Here is a 21,249-nt window from a genome sequence, read left to right as displayed (position 1 = left end):
ATATTTAATTTATTAAAAAAATATATATTTACTATTGTAATCAATAACTCAATTTAACCAACTTAAATTTTTCAAAACATGAAAAAAACTATTTTACTATTTACACTGTTTCTAGCGTCTTTTTATGGATTTTCTCAGGATGCATTATATGGTGTTAGAGCAGGTTATACTATTTCAAACTTAGATTTTGAACCTATGGTACCTGCAGGAGTTGAAAACGCACATAGAAATGGCTTTTTTATAGGTTTTTTCGGTGAATATGGTTTGTCAAATACTCTTGCATTTGCTCCAGAAATTCAGTTTTCTGCAGAAGGTGCTAAAGATCAAAACTTAAGAATTAACTATATCCAAATGCCTTTATTTTTTAAATTTCAAATTAGCGAAAATTTTACCCTAGGCTTAGGACCTGTTGCTAGTATAAAAGGACATGAATATAACGACGGATTTAAAAATTTCGGTTTTTCTGGTTTAGGAGGACTTGAATATATGATTTCTGAAGAGTTTTTTATTGATTTTAGATACTCTTATGGTTTAACTAATGTTTTAGATGACAATTCTGCAAATTTAGAAGCAAAAAATACAAACATGCAGATTGGATTAGGAGTTAAATTTTAATACAACTAAATCAATTTAAAAAAAGCCAATTCTACATAGAATTGGCTTTTTTATTTAAATCTTATTGTTAACCATGTATGGTTTCGCTTTTACTTAAATTTTTCATGATTTGTGCTTCAAATTCAAGTAAATCTTGCCATTTTTTATCCACTTCTTTTCGGTCTCCATATTGTCTTGCAAACCCTAAAAACATGGTGTAATGGTTAGCTTCACTGACCATTAATTTTCTGTAAAATTCTGCTAATTCTTTATCTTCTAATTCTTCAGACAATAGTCTAAAACGCTCGCAACTTCTAGCTTCAATTAAAGCTGCATATAATAATCTGTGTACTAATTGCGTGGTTCGGCTTCCACCTTTTGGAAAAAAAGTTAATAGCTGTATAACGTAGTCATCCTTTCTGTCTCGACCTAGTGTCCAACCTTTTTTTAAGATTAAATCATGTACCATTTTAAAATGGCTAATTTCTTCTTTAACTAAAGCTACCATTTCTTGAACCAACTCTGTGTATTCAGGAAAACTAACTATTAAGGATATGGCTGTACTAGTTGCTTTTTGTTCGCAATACGCATGGTCTGTTAATATGTCCTCTATGTTTTTTTCTACGATGTTGACCCAACGTGGATCTGTGGGTAGTTTAAGTCCTAGCATTTATATTAGTTAAAAGTTAAAAATTAAAAATTTCATATTTTACGTACTGAAAACGAGTCTAAAAGCTTATTTTCAATAAGTACTTCTTGAGGGGTTTTATGGACTCTGTCACGACCATCACAGCTTAAAAAAGCAATTAAAATGCCTAAGAGTAAAAGTGTGAATCTATTCATATAACAAAGATATTCAATTTATACGTTCAATACTAGTTATGACAAAACACTTAAAAGTGAGAAAAACATCTATCATCGGACTTTGGTCATCCATTAAAGATCCAAATCAAAGGTTTTACGTAGCAATTCTAAATTAGGGTTTTTCTCTTTTAATTTCTCGTACTTTTCAATAGGAGTGTAGGCATATTTAGTATTTAAAGCTTCATTAATTGTAATGTCTAAAGTGACATCATAATTATTAAGATGTTTACGTAAATAAGACATTAAATCAAACGAGTTACGTTCAACTTCTACCTTATTGGTTGGATTAGGAAAAGTTAATTGAATAGTATATCCATCCTCAGCAAGTGTTGGAGTGTCAATAGATAGTATAGAGGCTAAGTTGTAATTACCCTCTTTTTCAATTTGATCTACAAATTGATTCCAAACAGTAACTAATTCATCTTGGTTAAACGCATCACGTGGTAAGTTTTCTTCATCAACAACAACTTCCAATTGCTTAATTTGATGCTCTTTTTTGGCTCTAATACTTTTTAAAGATAAACCAGAGGTACGTTTGTTGTCCGAAGCAATTCCTTTTTCTAAAACAATTTTAGGTTTAGGTGGTTCAACAAATTTTTGTAATTCTGGATTAACCTTTACAGGTTCTTTTTCAACCGTTTGTATAGCTTCAGGTTCCTTTTTAGGTTTTGTGACTTTTACAGGTGTAATACCAATCTTTTTAAAATAAGAAGGCGGAATTATGAAGCGACTGCTATTTTTTTTTTCTCCATCAAAAGTGATAGAGGCTAATTGCATTAGTGTTAACTCAACCAAGAGTCGTTGGTTTTTACTGCTTTTATATTTTAAATCACACTCGTTAGCCAAGTTAATTCCTTTAATTAAAAAGTCTTGAGATGCTTTTTGGGCTTGCTCTACATATTTAGTTTTAGTGTCATCACCAACCTCTAATAACTCTATTGTAGATGGGTTTTTACACACTAACAAGTCTCTAAAATGTGACGCTAATCCTGCAATATAATGGTGGCCATCAAACCCTTTGGCTAAGGTTTTATTAAACAGAATTAATAATTCTGGAATTTTATTTTCCAAAATATAGTCTGTGCTTTCAAAGTAGGTTTCGTAGTCAAGGACGTTTAAGTTTTCGGTAACAGATTGTCTGGTTAACTCTTTACCAGAAAAACTTACTACTCTGTCAAAAATAGATAAGGCGTCACGCATAGCACCATCTGCTTTTTGGGCAATAATGTGTAAAGCATCATCCTCTGCAGTAATCCCTTGCTCTTTAGCAATATATTTTAAGTACTCTTTAGCATCTTTAACAGTTATACGTTTAAAATCAAAGATTTGACAACGCGATAAGATGGTTGGAATTATTTTGTGCTTTTCAGTAGTTGCAAGTATAAAAATACAATGTTTTGGAGGCTCTTCTAAAGTTTTTAAAAAGGCATTAAAAGCAGCTTGAGACAGCATGTGTACCTCGTCAATAATATAGACTTTATATTTACCAACTTGTGGTGGTATACGGACTTGGTCTGTTAAGTTTCTAATATCGTCAACCGAGTTGTTTGATGCTGCATCCAACTCAAAAATATTAAAGGCGTAATCCTCGTCACCAGTCTCATTACCATCACTATTAATCATTTTAGCCAAAATACGTGCGCAACTGGTTTTACCAACACCACGTGGTCCTGTAAATAATAAGGCTTGTGCTAAATGATTATTTTCTATAGCATTAGTTAACGTATTTGTAATAGCAGACTGTCCCACAACATCTTTAAATGTTTGTGGTCTGTATTTTCTAGCCGATACTACAAAGTGTTCCAATTAATACTACGTTTTTCTAACATCTTTAGATGTTATTTTAATAGTAACAAAGTTAAAAATTCATATTCAAAATTAGAAATTTGAAGGTATAATTTAATAGGAGTTATTAACAAAATAAAACACTTTTTAAGCAGAATAGTATATTGATTAATTAATAATTGTTTGGATATTTATTTATAATTAACTTTACGGGATAACAACAATACTAAAGCTTCCATATCCCGATATATTTACGGGATATAGACAATAAAACTTACTATATAACGAGTTGCCAAACATAGCGAAATTTCACTCTGACGCAAAAAATCAGAATTTATAAAACTGCTGATTTTCTGCCTACTCAAACTCTGAAAAACTTACTCAAGATCTGAATTTTACTCTTGTGGAATTTTTGCCACTTTATCTAAAAAAAAACCTCGTTTTAGGCGCGAAATTTTTTTAGAATTTTAAGAAAGTAAAAACTAAAACACTCATTTGCTGAACTTTACTCTTGCGGAATTCCAACTCTTGCGCTGAAATCCACTCAAACGGAATAACATTGTTTGCGGAAAAGATGCAACTGAAATTCCACGTTTGGCAACAACGTGTATATTTAATTTGCTCGTTTCTTAATTGTCGTGAAATTCTGCCGAATTTCACTTAGGCTAGTTTTTATTTATTAAATTAGTTGCTTAACAACGCAAACTAATCATACACAACAACGTTGTAAGTAATTTACATAGACATTAATGGACAATCTAAAACCAACATTATTTTTCATTTTCGCAGCTTTACTTTTTTGGTTTATTGGACCGATAATTGTGAAATATCAATTAAAATTTCATAATAAACATAACCCTAAATTAGTTGAGAAAGCACCAGGAATTTTTAAAGGAATGAAAATCTTTTTTAGAGTCTCTTCAATCATTTGTATAATATTCGCTTTTATAGTTCTATTGGGAATTAAAATTTAGAATTTATGAGTAAATTAAAATTAACTTTTGAAATTCCTAAAAATGGTTGGTTGCCGACAAGTTTAAAATATTCTGACCTCGAATTGAAATTTAGTGCGTCAAATATTCCCAAAAATCCGACTGACAAACTTTGCGAATCTCTGATTTTAGCACTTAACGGAATTAAAACGGAAACACTCTGGAATCTGGAACCTGAATGTTATTTCTTTGAACTCAAACCAAACAAAAAAAAAGGAATTGATTTTATAATCTCAAAAAGTGGTGGAATAACAGAAAACCGAAATCTGATTTATGAGCTTACTGGAGATTTTGAGTCTGTGATATTACCAATGTATAGGAGTTTAAAAAAGTTCAGTACATTGGAATTTGATAAAGCGGATTGGAAAAAAATTGACAAAATAAAACTGAAGAAATTAACGGAATTAGTAACTGAAAGAAAAAACTACTTACAACATCCGTATATAACAAATAGAATTTGATAAAACTTACCTAAAATTTCTAATTACAGAACCATAAGTTTACTAATAATTAGTTGACATAATAACATAGTTTATCGTAATTTTGCAACCAGTAAATCGCCTTATCGCTGCGCTTTTAGCGTAGAGGAAAGTCCGGACACCATAGTGTAATCATAGTGGCTAACAGCCATCCACCGAGAGGTGAGGAAAAGTGCAACAGAAAGTATGTACAGGTCATGCTGTAGTGAAACCAGGTAAACTCTATGAGGTGCAATACCATGTATACTAACGTTTGAGCGTGCACGCGCGATTGTTAGAGGGTAGGTAGCTAAAGTCTATTGGTAACAATAGTCGTAGATAAATGATAAGGGTTACGTCTAGGCGTAATACAGAATCCGGCTTATAGATTTGCTTATATACACAAAACCACTCTTTTGGAGTGGTTTTTTTTATTCTTCTTCATCACTAGTGTCGTTCTCAAAAAAGCTAAAGGTATTACCTCCATAACTTTTAGAATAGGCATAATGTTTTAATTGGGATAAATCGGTGTGTTTAGAGTGTTCTACAACAAGTAATCCATCAGTCTCTAAAAGGTTGTTTTCAAAAACTAATTCTGGAATTTTAGCAAACTCCTCAACTGGAAAATCATAAGGAGGATCTGCAAAAATAATAGTGGCTTGTTGTTTACTGTTTTCTAAATATTTAAAGACATCACTTTTTATGGTTTGTATAGGCATTTCAAAACTAGCAGCAGTCTGGTTTATAAATTTTATACAACCATAATCTTGATCGACACAGGTAATGTGTTCTGTACCACGAGAGGCAAACTCGTAACTAATATTTCCTGTACCAGCAAACAAGTCTAATACTGTAACAGAATCAAAATAATACTGATTATTTAAAATATTAAACAAGGCTTCCTTAGCCATATCTGTGGTTGGTCTTACAGGTAATTTTTTAGGTGCTGTAATTCGTCTTCCTTTAAATTGTCCAGATATAATGCGCATTATAAGCTTTTTAGTAACGTAAAATTAGAATAGTTAGATTTTGGTTGCGTATTAAAAGTAAAAGTGTCCATTCTATTACCAAAGGATACGTGTCTTATATATTTATAAGCTATTTGGTACAAGGTGTCATCTTCATTTATATCACCTAAAAATACAACTTCTATAGTTTCTGGGTTTAATTGTAATTGCTCTAAAGTAAACAATAAATAATAGATAAAGTCTTCTTTGGTTTGGTGTTCAAAGGTGTTGTATAATAACAATTCACCATTGTTAAACGCTATAATTTCAAAATTAAATTCCGATATGTTGACATATACTTTTGAGGTGTTATTGTGTTTTTCAAAAGTTAATAGTTGTTCTATTAGAATGGTGGAAAAGTGCTTGTAAGTAAACGTTCCAAATTGGTCAAAAATATAATTATTGACGTTAGTAAATGGGACGTAAACGTTAACACTGTCGTTTTGAGTAATCTCATCAAACGTAATAAAGTCGGTTTTTAAAATTTTAGTATTAAATTTTAAATAATCTGCTAAACTCTCTTCTTTAAACAAAGGTTTAGGAACTAGTGTAGACCAATCATTAACATGTATTACCGTTATGGTTTTAAAAGTTTGCTGTAAAACCGTTTCAGTATTAAATAGATGTTTTAAAGCATCTAACAGATCTGTAGGCGATTTTTTTATCTTAAAGCTAATAGAGTGTAAGTTTAAGATAGTGGTGGTGCTTCTGTCTAACACACAAAAAGAAAGTCCACTCAAACTAATTTGAATGGACAGTTCTAGGTTGGTTAATTTATGATTTGTATTATTCGTTTGAGCCATAAGTTTTTGGCCAGTTTCCAATAGTTTTTACTTCTTCCATAGATCCAACACGTAACGCATCTCCGTTTACACCTTCTACAGACTGTACTTGTTTTTCTTTAAGAACTAAGTTTTTGTCTTGATCGTATAAAAGATCATCTTTCATTACAAACGCTTCAAATACTGGAATTTTTAATCCACTTTCTTGTTCTATTTCTCCAGCATTCATAGTAAATGTTGTGCCTTCTTTAGCGTAAGGAACAATCATCATGGTTTTATACCTGTCTGAGTCATTAAATAATTTCTCTTTTACAGACTCAAATCCTATAGTATCTGTAATTACAATATCTTTATAAGTAGTTACACCACCATATGCTCTTGTTCTTTCTACATCTACAATACTAGAATCTCTTCTTTCTATAATAGTAAATTTACCATTTTCAATAAATTTTATTAAAGTATCATAACTTTTGGTAAATTTTCCAGTTACAGTTCTGTGGGCTAACTGCGAGTCTCTAATATCTTTTAACTTCTCAATTGCTGCTGCGTAACGTTTTTGTTTTAACTGATTAAATTTAATTTCACCATAAACAGAATCAAAAGTTAGGTATCCTAAAAATATGATAAGTCCCCAAAGAGCTATTGTTATAAAAGGTTTTGCTTTAACAGGAACAAATTTGTCTATAAGCCAAACAATTAGAATTGTTAGTAAAATCGCTCCAACTATAATAAGTGCTAATTTCATATTTTATATTATTAAATTTAATTAAGGTCAGTGACAAATCTACAATTTTTTTTTATTCGTAAAAACCATTGTAGGTAAAAATGATTTATATATTTGATAAAAAGTTTTCAATCCACACAATTTAATGACCAGTTCGCAATTTTATTCACTTATAAAACAGCAATTTCCGTTTCAGCCAACCTCAAAACAAGATATTTTACTTTTACAATTATCAGAATTTATTTTAAACGATAAACAAAATGGTGTTTTTTTACTAAAAGGCTATGCAGGAACCGGTAAAACTACCATTATTGGTACGATTGTAACAAATTTATGGAAAGCAAAAAAAAGTGCAGTGCTAATGGCACCAACAGGTCGTGCAGCTAAAGTAATTTCTAATTATTCAAAAAAAGAAGCCTTTACCATCCATAAAAAAATATATTTTCCAAAAAAAGAAAAGGGTGGAGGTGTCAAATTTGTTTTACAACCCAATAAACATAAAGACACTATTTTTATTGTAGATGAAGCGTCCATGATTCCAGATTCGCCTAGCGATTCAAAATTATTTGAAAACAGCTCTTTGTTAGACGATTTAATGCAATACGTCTATCAAGGTCATAGATGCAAATTGTTACTTATTGGTGACACAGCACAATTACCACCTGTTAAATTAGATTTAAGCCCAGCTTTAGATGAGAATACATTAAACCTTAACTACAATAAATCTGTAACTAAAATGGAATTGGATGAAGTGGTTAGACAAGGTGAAGGCTCGGGAATTTTAGAAAATGCAACTATTTTAAGAGAAACCTTGGCTGGAAGCTTTTACGATAGCTTTAAATTTAATTTAAAGTCGTTTAAAGACATTATAAGACTGGTTGATGGTTATGAGATTATGGACGCCATTAACGATGCATACAGCGCTTTAGGATATGAAGAAACCAGTATAATTGTTAGAAGTAATAAACGCGCCAATTTATATAACCAACAAATACGTAGTCGTATTTTGTTTAGTGAAAACGAATTAGCATCTGGAGACTACCTTATGGTGGTTAAAAACAATTACTTTTGGATTAAACCCACTACAGAAGCTGGATTTATAGCAAATGGCGATATAATTGAAGTTCTAGAAATTTTTAGTATTAAAGAATTGTATGGTTTTAGATTTGCTGAAGTCAAAGTACGCATGGTAGATTACCCAAAAATGCGACCTTTTGAAACCGTTTTACTATTAGATACTATTGAAGCTGAAACTCCGTCGTTACCATACGAAGAGTCTAACAGGTTGTACCAAGAAGTACAAAAGGATTATGAAGACGAAACCAACAACTATAAAAAATTCTTAAAAATAAAAGGCAATAAATATTTTAACGCCTTACAAGTTAAATTTAGCTACGCAATTACGTGTCATAAATCTCAAGGTGGACAATGGAATACCGTTTTTGTCGAGCAACCTTACCTTCCAAATGGAATAGATAAAGATTATTTAAGATGGCTGTACACTGCAGTAACTAGAGCAAAAGAAAAATTGTATTTAATTGGTTTTAAAGACGAATTTTTTGAAGAAGACCATTAAAATATCCTATTTTTATACTTCAATTTAATGATGTAGATGAAAATTATAGCCATGATACCTGCACGATATAGTGCCTCCCGTTTTCCAGGAAAATTAATGAAAGACTTAGGGGGAAAACCAGTTATTACTCGTACTTACGAAGCGACTGTTAATACCAAATTATTTGATGATGTTATTGTAGTTACCGATAGTGATATTATATATGACGAAATCACAAAAATTGGTGGTCATGTTATGATGAGTAAAAAAGAACACGAGTGTGGTAGCGATCGTATTGCAGAAGCTGTAGAAAATTTAGATATTGATGTTGTAGTAAACGTTCAAGGTGACGAGCCTTTTACTGAAGTAGAATCTTTAGAAAAGCTTATACAAGTGTTTAAAGATGATAAAGACAAGCAAGTCGATTTAGCCTCGCTAATGGTTCATATTGCAGACTGGGAAGAAATAAAAAATCCTAATACAGTTAAAGTCATTGTTGACAAACAAAATTTTGCACTTTACTTCTCACGTAGCCCAATTCCGTATCCTAGAGACGAAACCGTTGATGCTAAATATTTCAAACATAAAGGGGTTTATGCCTTTAGAAAAGACGCTTTAATGGATTTTTACCGCTTACCAATGTTAACATTAGAAGCTTCAGAAAAAATTGAATGTATTAGATATTTAGAATACGGAAAACGCATTAAAATGGTTGAAACCTCTGTGCAAGGCGTAGAAATTGATACACCAGAAGATTTAGAACGTGCCAAAAAATTATGGAAATAGATTACAGTCATATCAAAGTCATTGGTTTTGATGCTGATGATACTCTTTGGGTCAACGAAACCTACTTTAGAGATGCAGAATTAGAGTTTGCTAAACTGCTTAGTGCATTTGAAACCGCTAATAAAATTGACCAAGAACTATTTAAAATGGAAATGAAAAACCTTCCTGTTTATGGTTATGGTATTAAGGGATTTGTGTTGTCTATGGTAGAAATGGCAATAGAATTGTCCAATAATACAGTATCTAATAAAACCATTTCTAAAATATTAGACATTGGAAAAGACATGATTAATAAAGACGTAGAATTGCTAGAAGGTGTAGAAGACGTGTTGCAACAGTTATCAAAAAAATACAGATTAATAGTAGCAACAAAAGGAGACTTATTAGACCAAGAGCGTAAACTTGAAAAATCAGGATTGTTAGATTATTTTCATCATATAGAGGTGTTAAGTGATAAAAAGGAAGCCAATTACTCTAAGCTTTTAAACCATTTAGATATCAAACCTTCAGAATTTTTAATGATAGGAAACTCTTTAAAATCAGATATTTTACCACTAATAAACATAAAAGCTCATGCTATACATGTACCTTTTCATACCACTTGGTTGCATGAGCAAGTAGAAGTTAATCATGATAAGTCCAAACAATATCAAACCATAAAAAGTTTATTAGAATTACCTAAATTATTAAATTAATTTTCAAAAAAAGCCATATTTTTGAATCAGAAACAAGTCCATGAGTTATAAAAATTTTCCGATGGTGTCCAGAGTAATATTTGGACGAGGTAGTTTTAATCAATTAAGCGAAATTATTGAGCCTAAACGATTAAATACTAACGCACCATTTATATTTTTTGTAGATGATGTTTTTAAAGGTAATGCTTGGCTAATGTCAAGAATACCTCTGTCTTATCAAGATAAAGTCATTTATGTTTCTGCTAACGAAGAACCTAAAACAGAACAAATAGACCAGCTTGTAGAAGACATTATTTTAACTTTTAAAGAACGTCCTTCTGGTATTATTGGTATTGGTGGTGGTTGCTTATTAGATATAGCAAAAGCAGTGTCTATCATGTTAAATAATGATGGAGAAAGTAAAGACTATCAAGGTTGGGATTTAGTAAAAAATCCAGCAGTTTATCATGTTGGCGTACCAACCATTTCTGGTACAGGAGCAGAAGTATCCAGAACTACCATATTAACAGGACCAGAACGTAAACTTGGTATTAATAGCGATTATACACCGTTTGATCAAGTTATTTTAGATCCAGAATTAACTAAGGACGTCCCAAAAGACCAGTGGTTTTACACAGGAATGGATTGTTATGTACATTGTATAGAATCTCTTAACGGAACATACCTAAACACCTTTAGTAAAACCTACGGAGAAAAAGCATTAGAATTATGTAAAGACATTTTTTTAAATAATACATTATCTGTTGAAGAGTCTCAAGATAAATTAATGATGGCTAGCTGGCATGGAGGTATGAGTATAGCGTACTCTCAAGTTGGTGTGTGTCATGCATTAAGTTATGGACTTAGTTATTTATTAGGTATAAAACATGGTATTGGTAACTGCATTGTGTTTAATCATTTAGAAGACTATTACCCAGAAGGAGTGGCGCTATTTAAACAAATGAAAGAAACCCATAATATTACTTTACCCCAAGGGGTTTGTGCAGATTTGTCTGATAAAGATTTTGATGTTATGATTAAAGTCGCTTTAAGTCTTGAGCCTTTATGGGAAAATGCAATAGGTAAAAACTGGAAAAAAACAATTACACCAGAGACGTTAAAAGCTTTATACCAAAAAATGTAATATGCGCTGGTTTGCTAAATTTATCTATTTTAAAATCCTAGGTTGGAAGGTGGTTGGAAATACCAATTTTTCAAAGGATACGGTTAAAAAAGCGGTCATTATCTCTGCACCACATACAAGTAATTTAGATTTTATCATTGGTATTTTATTGCGAAAAGTAGTAGGAGTTAAAACCAATTTTATTGGTAAAAAAGAACTCTTCACTTGGCCTTTTGGTTATTATTTTAGAGCTGTAGGCGGTGTGCCAGTAGACCGAAAAACAAAAGAAAACAAAGTACAGTCTATTGCTAAATTATTTGAAAATAAAGAAGAGTTTAGATTAACCCTAGCACCAGAAGGGACAAGGAGTAAAGTAGACGAGTGGAGGACAGGGTTTTACTACATAGCTAAACAAGCTAACGTCCCAATAATTATGTTTACTCTAGATTTTGGAAATAAACAAAACAAAGTGTCTGAACCTTTTTATCCAACAGATAATGTAGAAGAAGATTTTAAGTTTATGAAAAACTTCTTTAAAGGTGTTGTAGGAAAAGTAAAAAATAACTCTTAGTTATACTTCTGAAAATTTATTATTGTGTATTTCATCGATTTTTTTTGCATTTTATCAGATTTTTTATATCTTGGTACCATTATTGGATATTTAACCACTGTAGTAACTAATGAAACATAAAGTAAACTTCTTCTTAAGTCCCTAAAAAGAAACATTGACCTACTACAAAAGCAAAAGCGACTTTAATGTTAATTAAAGTCGCTTTTTTTAGTAATTATTTTGTTTGTCTAATTGTTGTGTTGTATTTCTTCAGTTTCACAACCAAATAGACTTTTTTCTGTAATTAATTTAGAAACCCCTTCAGGTAACATTTGTTGCCAACCTTCTTCTCCAGAAGATATCATTTTTAAAACTTTTCTTGAAAAGACATCTAGTGTTTTTGGGTCGTAATCTGTAATATCAACTACTTTACCATTGTACTTAAAGAACTTGTAAAGCTCTTTCATTCTTGGATGTACTTTTAAGTTATCACTTGTAGTTATATTTCCATTCTGATCACGCATTGGATATAGGTATACACGTAAATCTTTAAAGAATAATTTACCAAATGCTTCTAAGATACCACCACTTAAATGTCTATAATACTTTTCGTCAAAAATATCTACTAAGTTATTTACTCCCATTGCTAATCCCATACGATTCTTAGTGTATTGAGAGAAATATTCTACTAATTTATAATACTCTTGAAAGTTAGAAATTAACACGGTTTGTCCTAAAGAGCATAGCAATTTAGCACGATCCATAAAATCTTGTTCATCAATTTCTCCTTCGGCTCTAAGGTTTGATAAGGTAATTTCAAAGATTACTTGTGTTTTATCCTCGTCTACTTTATTTTCTTTAATAAACATCTCCAAAGACTTTTGGTACATGTCCATATTTACTTTGGTTACTGGTCTAAAACTACCACGTAATGCCAAAATATTCTTTTTATAAAGGACTCTTGCAGGTAAAACGTTATTTCCATCAGGAGCAAACATGACTGCATCAGTCATTCCGTTTTTTACCAGTTGCAAACTCATTAAACGGTTATCTACATCTTTAAAAACAGGACCAGAAAAGTTTATGGTATCAATTTCTATTTGATCTTTGTCTAAGTGGTCGTATAAATAACGTAGTAATTTTCTAGGTTCATTATACTTATAGAAAGCACCATAAATTAGGTTAGTACCTAACATTCCTAGTGTTTCTTGTTGTAAACGTGCATCATTTTCTTTAAAACGTAAATGAAGCACAATCTCGTTATATTCTTTTTCTGTAGGATCTATTTGGTATTTAATACCTACCCAACCATGACCTTTATATTTTTTTGCAAAATCTATGGTTGCAACTGTATTAGCAAAGCTAAAAAACATTCTGTTTGGGTTCTTTTTACGATCAATACGCTCTTCTAGAAGTTTTACTTCATGAAATAGCATCTTTCGTAATCGTGCTTCAGTCACATAACGTCTATCATCTTCAATACCATAAATAGCATCACTAAAATCTTTGTCGTAAGCAGACATAGCTTTAGCAATAGTACCAGATGCACCACCTGCTCTAAAAAAATGACGAACCGTTTCTTGACCTGCTCCAATCTCTGCAAACGTTCCGTAAATGTTTTCGTTTAAGTTAATGCGAAGCGCTTTATCTTTTAGGGACGGAATATTCTCAAATTCCTTGTCTCCTTTTAGCGTTATTTCCATATAAAAATCCCTATCATGTTAAGTTTTACAAAGGTATCAAATAACTATAGCAAACAAAAAAAATAACTTATTTTTGTGAGAAATCTTCAACTATTGAAAATTACATTTTTAGGCACAGGGACATCTCAAGGAATTCCAGTAATTGGAAGCACTCATCCTGTATGTTTAAGTAATAATCCTAAAGACAAGCGGTTGCGTGTGTCCATTATGGTGCAATGGGACGATAATACTTTTGTAGTGGATTGTGGACCAGACTTTAGGCAGCAAATGTTACGTGCTAATCCAGAAAAAATAGATGCTATTTTATTTACGCATGAGCATGCAGACCACACCGCGGGAATAGACGATATTAGACCATTTTGTTACAGACAAGGCGAAATGCCTATTTATGCACACCAACGTGTGATAGAACAGCTTAAAATTAGGTTTGAATATGTGTTTGCTACAAAAAATAGATATCCTGGAGCACCAAAAGTAAAAATTAACCAGATTACTAATGAAGCGTTTAGTATTAACAACAAACAAATAATACCTATAGAAGGGTTTCATTACAAACTTCAAGTATTTGGATTTAGATTTGACCGTTTTGCTTATTTAACAGATATTAAAACCATAGCTGAAGCTGAAATTGATAAACTTAAAAATTTGGACGTTTTAGTCATTAATGCTTTACGTGAAGAGTCACATATCTCTCATTTAAATTTAGAAGAAGCTTTACAATTGGTTAATGTTATTAAACCTAAACGTGCTTATTTTACACACATTAGTCACTTGTTAGGATTTCATGATGAGGTGCAACAAAAATTACCAAATAACGTTTTTTTGGCGTATGACCAATTAGAAATAACCATTTAAAAAAATATTATAATGAAGAACAAAATTTTTATGTACCTGTTTATTTTTACACTGCTAATAGTAGTGTTTCAGTATGTAAACTCTAAAAATATTTTAGACGATAGTGCTAAGCGCATGGAAACGCTTAAAACACAAAACACAGCTCTTAAGGCGCAAGTAGAAGCTCAGAACTTAGAGTTGTCAGATTTGTCATTATTTGATTTGCGTCATAACCAAATGGCTAAAGATTATTTTTATAACAAAAGCTTAGATATTGATGCTCTTATACCTTTTCTTCAAAATGAGTTGTACAAATTAAATGAAGTAGATGGAGAACATCCATTAATCCCTTATGCAGCTTCAGAAGGAAAGAAAATGCAATTTAATACCATTAAAATGCTAAACCACAGATGGATTATTGCCGATTTTACCGATGGACATTTTGAAGGTGAATTGCTTATTAAATATTTTATTTCTTCCGATCAAAAAGTAGATTTTGAAGTATTGGATTACTTGTTGTATACCAGGTAATTATTAATAAAATAATATATTTTCCTATATCAACTCCACCAACCAATCTTTAAACTCATAAAAGTTTTGTGGTGCTACACCATGTCCAACAGGAAACTCACTGTACTGGTGTTTGATGTTTAAAGCTTCTAAAAATTTAGGTGCTTGTCTTGCCCAATCTACAGGAATCACTTGGTCGACAGTTCCATGAGAGCAGTAAAAGCTTAAATGTTGGTAGGCTTCTGCATCTTTAACATCAAATAAATCTTCATTTATATAACCGCTTAACGCAATAATATTTTTGACTTTTTCTGGATACGTTAGTGCAACTGCGTAGCTTAAAATAGTCCCTTGACTAAAACCTAAAAGCGTTACATTATCCTTATTTACAGGATAATTAGCAACCGCTTGATCTATAAATGTAGCAATTAAATCTCTGGATTGTTTGGCTTGCTCGTTATCGCTCCATTTTCCTTTTTCGGCATCAAAGTTTATAGCATACCAAGCATTTCCGTATGGTTGCATTGGGTAAGGCGCTCTTACCGAAATAATAAACAGCTCCTCTGGTAGCTCTTGAGCAAAACTGAATAAATCGTTTTCGTCACTTCCGTAACCATGAAAGAGGAGGAGTAAAGGTGCGTTTTCAGATAAAGACGAAGGTCTGGTGATGTGGTGTAAATTAAAGTGTTCCATTATTGTCCTAATCCTTTAAATAGTTTTTGAAATAATGGACCAATAAAAGGGATAGGCTTCATCGAGCCATTAATAGCTGTCATAACACCTAAAAACAATAACGATCCCATACTTACCCAAAATGCAATTGAGATTTGCAAATTATCAAACTGACTAACAAAATAACCAATTAGCATCCAAAGTAGGCATAATCCAAGACCTTGTCTGTTATGAAAACTGGTAAACTCGTTTTTCTTTTCGCCATTCATAATTATGGCTATAATACTACCAATAATGGTGAGGTAACTAATTACAGCTAACGATTTTCCTTCTTCTATTGTTTGTTGATTCATAGGTTATAATACAGTTTTGTTATTGGCAATGATTCCGTAGACTGTTCCTTTTAATTCTTGTCCTAAAAACGCGCTATTCTTAGATTTTGAAACGATATTAGTTTCCGCGAAAGCGTATTTAGTATTTGGATTAAACAACGTTAAGTTGGCTATTTCTCCTTCGTTTATTGTCGTTTGGTCTTGACCAAATCTAGATTTTCCTTTAGTTAATAATTGTATGGTTTTTTTAGTAGAAAATAAGTTATTTAACGCACCAAAAGCACTTTCTAACCCAATGGTACCATAAGCTGCATGGTCAAATTCTACATTTTTATCTTCAATGGTTAATGGGTTATGGTCACTAGTTACCATGTCTATAGTTCCGTCTTTTAGTCCTTCAATTAATGCGTCAATATCGGTTTGAGTTCTTAATGGTGGATTGACCTTATAATTGGTGTCAAACTGCTCTAAAACACTATCTGTTAAGCATAAATTATGAATCGCTACACTACAGGATACATCTAATTTTTTAGCTTTGGCTTGTCTAATTAATTCAACACTTTCTGCAGTAGAAATTGTAGGAATATGAAGCTTTCCACCTGTATATTCTAATAAAAACAAATCCCTTGCAACCTGCATGGCTTCGGCTAAATTTGGACTGCCTTTAAGTCCTAAGGATGTGCTGGTAAATTCTTCGTTAACCATTCCTTTTCCTGCTATTTGAGTGTCTAAAGGAAACGAACACACTAAACCACCAAAATTGCTAGCGTATTGTAATGCAATTTTAAGCAAATTAGGATTTTTTATAGGTTTTTTGTAGTCAGAAAATGCGACTGCTCCTGCATTTTTCATGTCAAAAAGCTCTGCTAAATCAACACTTTCACTGTTTTTGGTTAAAGCACCAATAGGTAATAAATTAACTGCATGGTTTTGCGCTTTAGATAATAAAAATGCAACATCTGCATTACTATCTATTATAGGATTGGTATTGGCTTGTAATGCAACACTTGCAAATCCTGATTTTGCAGCGGTTTTTAATCCGTTTTCAATAGTTTCTCGGTCTTCAAATCCAGGTTCGCCAAAACATACACTACTATCAAACCAACCTTGAGAAAGGTGTAGATTTTCTAAGTCGATTGTTTTGTAATTGTTAGTGTTTTTAATGCTTTTAGCAATTTTGCTAATTTTACCTTTTTCAATTAATACATCACAAGTTTGGTTATGAAACTTACTGGATGGATCAATAATGGTTGCGGTTTTTATTAAGACGTTCATTTAAAATATTTTAAGATGAGCATTTCTATAATCAATAAAACTAGTGCTAAAATTACAAACCATTTCCATAACTCGTTAACTTTAGCATCGTTTTTTATGTTATCAAAAACAGTGGTAATAGAATTACTAACTGTTGCAGACTCTAAATTATCAAGGTTGATGTAGGTTAAATTACTTTCGTTTCTGTTGTAATTATAGCTAACGTTTTGAATAATTTCTGAGTTGTTTTTTAAATCGTAGATACCTGCTTTTTCTGGTGTTTCATTGGTTTTGATAACTACTTTATTATTAAAATAATTCTGTTCTGGAATTATCTTATCCTCACCATTTACTAAAGTAAGCACAGCATCTTGTTGTAAATTAACTGCAACATCGTAGCTGTTATTGTTTCCAATGGTGTAATACAATGTAGAGGTGTTTAAGCTTTGCTTGGCAATATTATAAAAGGTAGGAACTATTAAATTGATGTTTTTAAAATTAGAGTTTTGGCTGTTTATGGCAGCAGAAAACACATACACAGACCCTTTTTGCGATAAAAATGGTTTAGCGTCTTCAAATTGTAATACGCTAGAGGCTTGGTTATTAACTTGTGGATAATAGCTATTTACCTTTGGGTATTGGAAGTTGTCTACACGTTTTTCAAACACACCATTAGCGTATAGTGGATGCGAATAGTTTATGGTTGTTATACGCTTTTCTGAAGTGACTAGATTGCTAAAAGGAGAAAACCCATTGCGTTGTAAAAATGTGTTATAGTCTGATACATTTCCTTTAGAGGAAGGAATAAAAACAACAGATCCACCTCTGTCTGTAAAGGCTTTTAAAGCAGTAGTCAGGTTTTCTGGCAAGGTTTCAATCTCATTAATCACAATAATATTTTGTGTATCAAATAAGCTGTAATCTAATGTACTGGTTGATTTTGATGTAAAATTAAATTCGTCTTCAGTAAAAATTCGACTTAAATAATCTGCATTTGCATCACTAATTGCTAACGCATTAATTTTTGAAGGTGTATTTATATTAAAATACAACGTGTTATCAAATTGTAATTGCGTGTCTTCAATGGTTACTTTTCCATTAATAATTTGATTGTTAGGAAGCGTGAAAATAGTACTAGTTTCTTCACTTAAATCTACAGACGCTTTAGATAATAAGTTGTTATTATTATAAATGGAAACAGGTAAATTTTTAATATCTGAGCCATCATTTTTTAAAACAACATTAAGCTCTAAATTGCTAGCGTCTTGTTTTGAAATGTACAAACTATCAATAGATGTATTGCTTTTGTTTACAGGAGTTAACTTAACTAAATTTAAAGTAATACTTGAATCTTTTTTTATATTAAAATCGTCTGTATTTTGTTGAAAATCTGATATATATATCAAATTTTTAATGGTATTGCTATCACTAGAAAATGCTTTTTTAGCTTTAAGCAAAGCAGCATCATAGGTTAATTGATTGGACGAATAATTAAGTTGTAGTAATTCGTTTTTAATGGCTTTAATAGTTGTATTTCTGTAACTCTCTGTATTGGTAATTAGTGACAGTTTTTCTGTATCAGGAATATTGTTAATTAAGTCTTGTATTGCACGTTTTAATAACTCGCCTTTATCACCTTTAGCTTGCATACTAAAAGAATTGTCAAGATAAATTACTGTTTCTTTTTCTGTATTAAAGGTTTCAGATTTAGAGATGTAAGGTTGTGCAAACGCAATAATTATAGCAGCTAATAGTAATAACCTAGTTAATAGGGTTAACCATTTTTTTATGGTCGAGCTTTTTCTGGTTTGTAATTGTACTTTCTTTAAAAAGGCAACATTAGTAAAATATTCCTTTTGGAATTTTCTAAGTTGAAATAAATGAACAATAATGGGAATAAGCAGTAAGAAAAGCGCGTAAAGAAGTTCTGGGTTTTTAAACTGCATTTAAATTTAAAGTTTGTCAAAGATAATAATTGCTTTTATATAATTGCTATCTGCAAATTAACATTTTAACAAAATCTTAGTGTATTGATTCTGTAACAAATTTTACATTTGGACGTCTTTTAACCAAGACCATTAACAAAATAACATACAATGAAAAAACTTTTAGTAACAACTATTGCAGCAGGACTTTTATTAGTGGGTTGTGGTGGAACAAAAACTTTAGACCCATTAGCGTCTCAAACTCCAATTGCAACAACTATAGACTTATCTAAAGTTGTTAACGACAAAGCTCCTGTAACTATTAATCCAGGACGTTTTACAGAAGAAACAGTAACCTATAGATTGCCAAGAGTAGTACAAGGGACGTACTCTGTAAGCGATTTTGGTAAATACATAGACGATTTTAAAGCATTTGATTATAAAGGAAACGAATTAGCTACAAACAAAGTAGATACAAACACGTGGACAATCTCTAATGCAACAGAATTAGATTACATTACCTATAATGCTAACGATACGTTTGATCAAGAAGCAGCTTCAGGAGGTGGAATAGGAGGTGACGTACCATTCTCTCCAGCTGGAACAAATATAGAACCAACTAACTACGTATTAAATTTACATGGTTTTATTGGGTATTTTGATAATTTAAAAGACAGCCAATATAGCTTAGACGTGACTGCTCTTGCAAGTTTTAAGCGTACTTCTGCGCTACAAGAAACAGGTAAGAAAACTAGTAAAGATGGTCAGTTAGTGACTTCAAGTTATTTTGCTCCACGTTATTTTGATATTACGGATAACCCAATGTTTTATGGTGATTTAGATGTAGAAGAGTTTCAAGTTGGTGATATTAAAATAGTATTAAGTGTTTATTCTCCAAATAAAGTACATAGTGCAGCACAAATTAAATCTGTAATGGAAAAAATGATGCAAGCACAAAAAGCCTATTTAGGAGACATTAATAGCACGCCTAGATATGATATCTATTTATATTTATCTGAAGGAAAGCCAGAATCACCAAAAGGATTTGGTGCTTTAGAACATCACACATCTACTGTTGTGGTTTTAAGCGAAAGTATGCCTTTTGAAGCTTTAGCCGAAAGCATGATAGATGTAGTATCACACGAGTTTTTTCATATTGTAACGCCTTTAAGTGTGCACTCAGAAGACGTACATTATTTTGATTACAACCAACCAACATTCTCTAAGCATTTATGGATGTATGAAGGTGTAACAGAATATTTTGCAACCTTATTTCAGGTAGATCAAGGGTTAATTGATGAAGAAGAATTCTATGGTGATATTTTAAGTAAAATCCAAACTGCTTCTAATATGAATGACAGTATGAGTTTTACCGAAATGAGTGAAAATGTGTTAGATGATCCTTATGCACCACAATACTATAATGTTTACATGAAAGGTGCCTTAATTGGGATGTGTATTGACATTTTAATGCGTGAAGAAAGTAACGGAAACAGAGGTGTTTTATCTTTAATGAAAGAATTATCAAACAAATACGGAAAAAACAAACCCTTTGAAGATGATAAGTTAATTGAAGAAATTACTGCAATGACTTACCCTAGTGTTGGCGAGTTTTTAAATACACATGTTGTTGGTGGTACACCTATAGATTACTCTAAATTCTTTGAGAAAGTTGGATTGACCATGGATAGTGGACGAGTAAAAACTAACTATATCCAAAATGATGGTGTTTTAATATTTGCACCAAATAGAGAGACAATGACTATTCCATTTAGCGAAGCAGTAAAAGACAATAGTTTTTGGGCAGAGAATGGTGTGTTACCTGGAGATGTGATTAAATCTGTAGATGGGAAAGAATTAAACCTAAGTACAGCACAACAGATTTTAACAAGTATGTATATGTGGCAACCTGGTACAGATATAAATGTTGTTTTAGATAGAGGAGGTCAAGAAATAGTTATTAAGACTAAAACAACACAATCTTATACTACAGGAAGTAAATTAGCTGAAGATCCAAATGCTACAGAAGCTCAAAAAGCTATTAGACAAGCTTGGCTTAAAGGATAATTTATTGTAAATTAGTTTGGCACAGTAGTTGAATTGTTTAAATTAGTGATGATTTATA

Annotated in this window: 21 protein-coding genes and 1 other RNA gene; 11 read left to right on the top strand and 11 right to left on the bottom strand. The window is 31.6% G+C overall.

Annotation, left to right across the window (positions count from 1 at the left end; genetic code table 11):
* Window positions 1–78 precede the first annotated feature (78 nt).
* On the top strand, window positions 79–615 hold the full coding sequence (locus tag LY08_RS12595; protein ID WP_111660807.1) for a porin family protein: 537 nt from the start codon (window positions 79–81) through the stop codon (window positions 613–615).
* Window positions 616–682: 67 nt separating this feature from the next.
* Here the strand turns inward: LY08_RS12595 and miaE are convergent, their stop codons facing one another.
* The 3 genes from miaE to dnaX form a co-directional block, all read right to left on the bottom strand.
* Window positions 683–1,264 (bottom strand): tRNA-(ms[2]io[6]A)-hydroxylase, encoded by a 582-nt coding sequence (gene miaE / locus LY08_RS12590; RefSeq protein ID WP_111660806.1) that lies wholly within the window; start codon window positions 1,262–1,264, stop codon window positions 683–685.
* 32 nt (window positions 1,265–1,296) lie between these two features.
* A complete protein-coding gene (locus tag LY08_RS13520; protein ID WP_158526739.1) occupies window positions 1,297–1,437 on the bottom strand; it encodes a hypothetical protein in 141 nt (46 codons plus the stop codon).
* 93 nt (window positions 1,438–1,530) lie between these two features.
* Entirely contained in the window at window positions 1,531–3,264 is a 1,734-nt protein-coding gene (gene dnaX, locus LY08_RS12585; RefSeq protein ID WP_111660805.1) for a DNA polymerase III subunit gamma/tau, read from the bottom strand.
* Between the two features lie 958 nt (window positions 3,265–4,222).
* Between dnaX and LY08_RS12575 the strand changes: the two genes are divergently transcribed.
* The gene (locus tag LY08_RS12575; RefSeq protein WP_111660803.1) at window positions 4,223–4,696 is read left to right on the top strand and encodes a hypothetical protein; all 474 of its coding nucleotides are present in this window, start codon (window positions 4,223–4,225) and stop codon (window positions 4,694–4,696) included.
* An 88-nt stretch (window positions 4,697–4,784) separates the two neighbouring features.
* Window positions 4,785–5,094, top strand: an RNA gene (gene rnpB / locus LY08_RS12570) — RNase P RNA component class A.
* Window positions 5,095–5,124: 30 nt separating this feature from the next.
* On the opposite strand, the gene rsmD is transcribed toward rnpB, so the two are convergent.
* From rsmD to LY08_RS12555, 3 genes are read right to left on the bottom strand one after another with little or no spacing between them, the layout of a single operon-like run.
* Window positions 5,125–5,682, bottom strand: coding sequence for a 16S rRNA (guanine(966)-N(2))-methyltransferase RsmD (gene rsmD, locus LY08_RS12565; RefSeq protein ID WP_111660802.1), 558 nt, complete (start codon window positions 5,680–5,682; stop codon window positions 5,125–5,127).
* On the bottom strand, window positions 5,682–6,503 hold the full coding sequence (locus LY08_RS12560) for a DUF3822 family protein (protein WP_111660801.1): 822 nt from the start codon (window positions 6,501–6,503) through the stop codon (window positions 5,682–5,684). The genes rsmD and LY08_RS12560 overlap by 1 nt, the downstream gene beginning before the upstream one ends.
* A complete protein-coding gene (locus tag LY08_RS12555) occupies window positions 6,487–7,227 on the bottom strand; it encodes a hypothetical protein (RefSeq protein WP_111660800.1) in 741 nt (246 codons plus the stop codon). The genes LY08_RS12560 and LY08_RS12555 overlap by 17 nt, the downstream gene beginning before the upstream one ends.
* 124 nt (window positions 7,228–7,351) lie before the next feature.
* Between LY08_RS12555 and LY08_RS12550 the strand changes: the two genes are divergently transcribed.
* From LY08_RS12550 to LY08_RS12530, 5 genes are read left to right on the top strand one after another with little or no spacing between them, the layout of a single operon-like run.
* Complete coding sequence (locus LY08_RS12550; RefSeq protein WP_111660799.1) at window positions 7,352–8,782, top strand: ATP-dependent DNA helicase; 1,431 nt, start codon at window positions 7,352–7,354, stop codon at window positions 8,780–8,782.
* A 36-nt stretch (window positions 8,783–8,818) separates the two neighbouring features.
* Window positions 8,819–9,547: a 3-deoxy-manno-octulosonate cytidylyltransferase gene (kdsB, locus tag LY08_RS12545; protein WP_111660798.1), complete on the top strand. Its 729-nt coding sequence runs from the start codon at window positions 8,819–8,821 to the stop codon at window positions 9,545–9,547.
* Window positions 9,538–10,242 (top strand): HAD family hydrolase, encoded by a 705-nt coding sequence (locus tag LY08_RS12540; RefSeq protein ID WP_111660797.1) that lies wholly within the window; start codon window positions 9,538–9,540, stop codon window positions 10,240–10,242. Before kdsB ends, LY08_RS12540 begins: the two co-directional genes overlap by 10 nt.
* A 40-nt stretch (window positions 10,243–10,282) precedes the next feature.
* Window positions 10,283–11,365 carry an iron-containing alcohol dehydrogenase family protein gene (locus LY08_RS12535; protein ID WP_111660796.1) on the top strand — a complete coding sequence of 361 codons (1,083 nt, stop codon included), beginning with the start codon at window positions 10,283–10,285 and terminating at the stop codon, window positions 11,363–11,365.
* Between the two features lies 1 nt (window position 11,366).
* Window positions 11,367–11,915: a 1-acyl-sn-glycerol-3-phosphate acyltransferase gene (locus LY08_RS12530; protein ID WP_111660795.1), complete on the top strand. Its 549-nt coding sequence runs from the start codon at window positions 11,367–11,369 to the stop codon at window positions 11,913–11,915.
* 227 nt (window positions 11,916–12,142) lie between these two features.
* On the opposite strand, the gene LY08_RS12525 is transcribed toward LY08_RS12530, so the two are convergent.
* A complete protein-coding gene (locus LY08_RS12525; protein WP_111660794.1) occupies window positions 12,143–13,597 on the bottom strand; it encodes a TonB-dependent receptor in 1,455 nt (484 codons plus the stop codon).
* A gap of 93 nt (window positions 13,598–13,690) precedes the next feature.
* Here LY08_RS12525 and LY08_RS12520 point away from each other — a divergent pair, with 93 nt between their 5' ends.
* Entirely contained in the window at window positions 13,691–14,452 is a 762-nt protein-coding gene (locus tag LY08_RS12520) for an MBL fold metallo-hydrolase (protein WP_111660793.1), read from the top strand.
* A 12-nt stretch (window positions 14,453–14,464) separates the two neighbouring features.
* Window positions 14,465–14,962: a hydrolase gene (locus tag LY08_RS12515; RefSeq protein WP_111660792.1), complete on the top strand. Its 498-nt coding sequence runs from the start codon at window positions 14,465–14,467 to the stop codon at window positions 14,960–14,962.
* Between the two features lie 24 nt (window positions 14,963–14,986).
* Here LY08_RS12515 and LY08_RS12510 read toward each other — a convergent pair whose 3' ends face one another.
* From LY08_RS12510 to LY08_RS12495, 4 genes are read right to left on the bottom strand one after another with little or no spacing between them, the layout of a single operon-like run.
* A complete protein-coding gene (locus tag LY08_RS12510; protein ID WP_111660791.1) occupies window positions 14,987–15,634 on the bottom strand; it encodes an alpha/beta hydrolase in 648 nt (215 codons plus the stop codon).
* Window positions 15,634–15,966 (bottom strand): hypothetical protein, encoded by a 333-nt coding sequence (locus LY08_RS12505; RefSeq protein ID WP_111660790.1) that lies wholly within the window; start codon window positions 15,964–15,966, stop codon window positions 15,634–15,636. Before LY08_RS12505 ends, LY08_RS12510 begins: the two co-directional genes overlap by 1 nt.
* Before the next feature lie 3 nt (window positions 15,967–15,969).
* Window positions 15,970–17,220, bottom strand: coding sequence for a dihydroorotase (locus LY08_RS12500; protein WP_111660789.1), 1,251 nt, complete (start codon window positions 17,218–17,220; stop codon window positions 15,970–15,972).
* Window positions 17,217–19,145, bottom strand: a complete 1,929-nt coding sequence (locus LY08_RS12495) for a vWA domain-containing protein (RefSeq protein ID WP_111660788.1) — start codon at window positions 19,143–19,145, stop codon at window positions 17,217–17,219. Before LY08_RS12495 ends, LY08_RS12500 begins: the two co-directional genes overlap by 4 nt.
* Window positions 19,146–19,295: 150 nt before the next feature.
* Between LY08_RS12495 and LY08_RS12490 the strand changes: the two genes are divergently transcribed.
* Window positions 19,296–21,191 (top strand): M61 family metallopeptidase, encoded by a 1,896-nt coding sequence (locus LY08_RS12490; protein WP_111660787.1) that lies wholly within the window; start codon window positions 19,296–19,298, stop codon window positions 21,189–21,191.
* Window positions 21,192–21,249: the final 58 nt, after the last annotated feature.

The sequence above is a fragment of the Olleya aquimaris genome (assembly GCF_003259525.1).
GTDB classification, from domain to species: Bacteria; Bacteroidota; Bacteroidia; order Flavobacteriales; family Flavobacteriaceae; genus Olleya; species Olleya aquimaris.
Note: the sequence above shows the minus strand (reverse complement) of the source record. Positions and strands in the feature narration are given on the sequence as shown.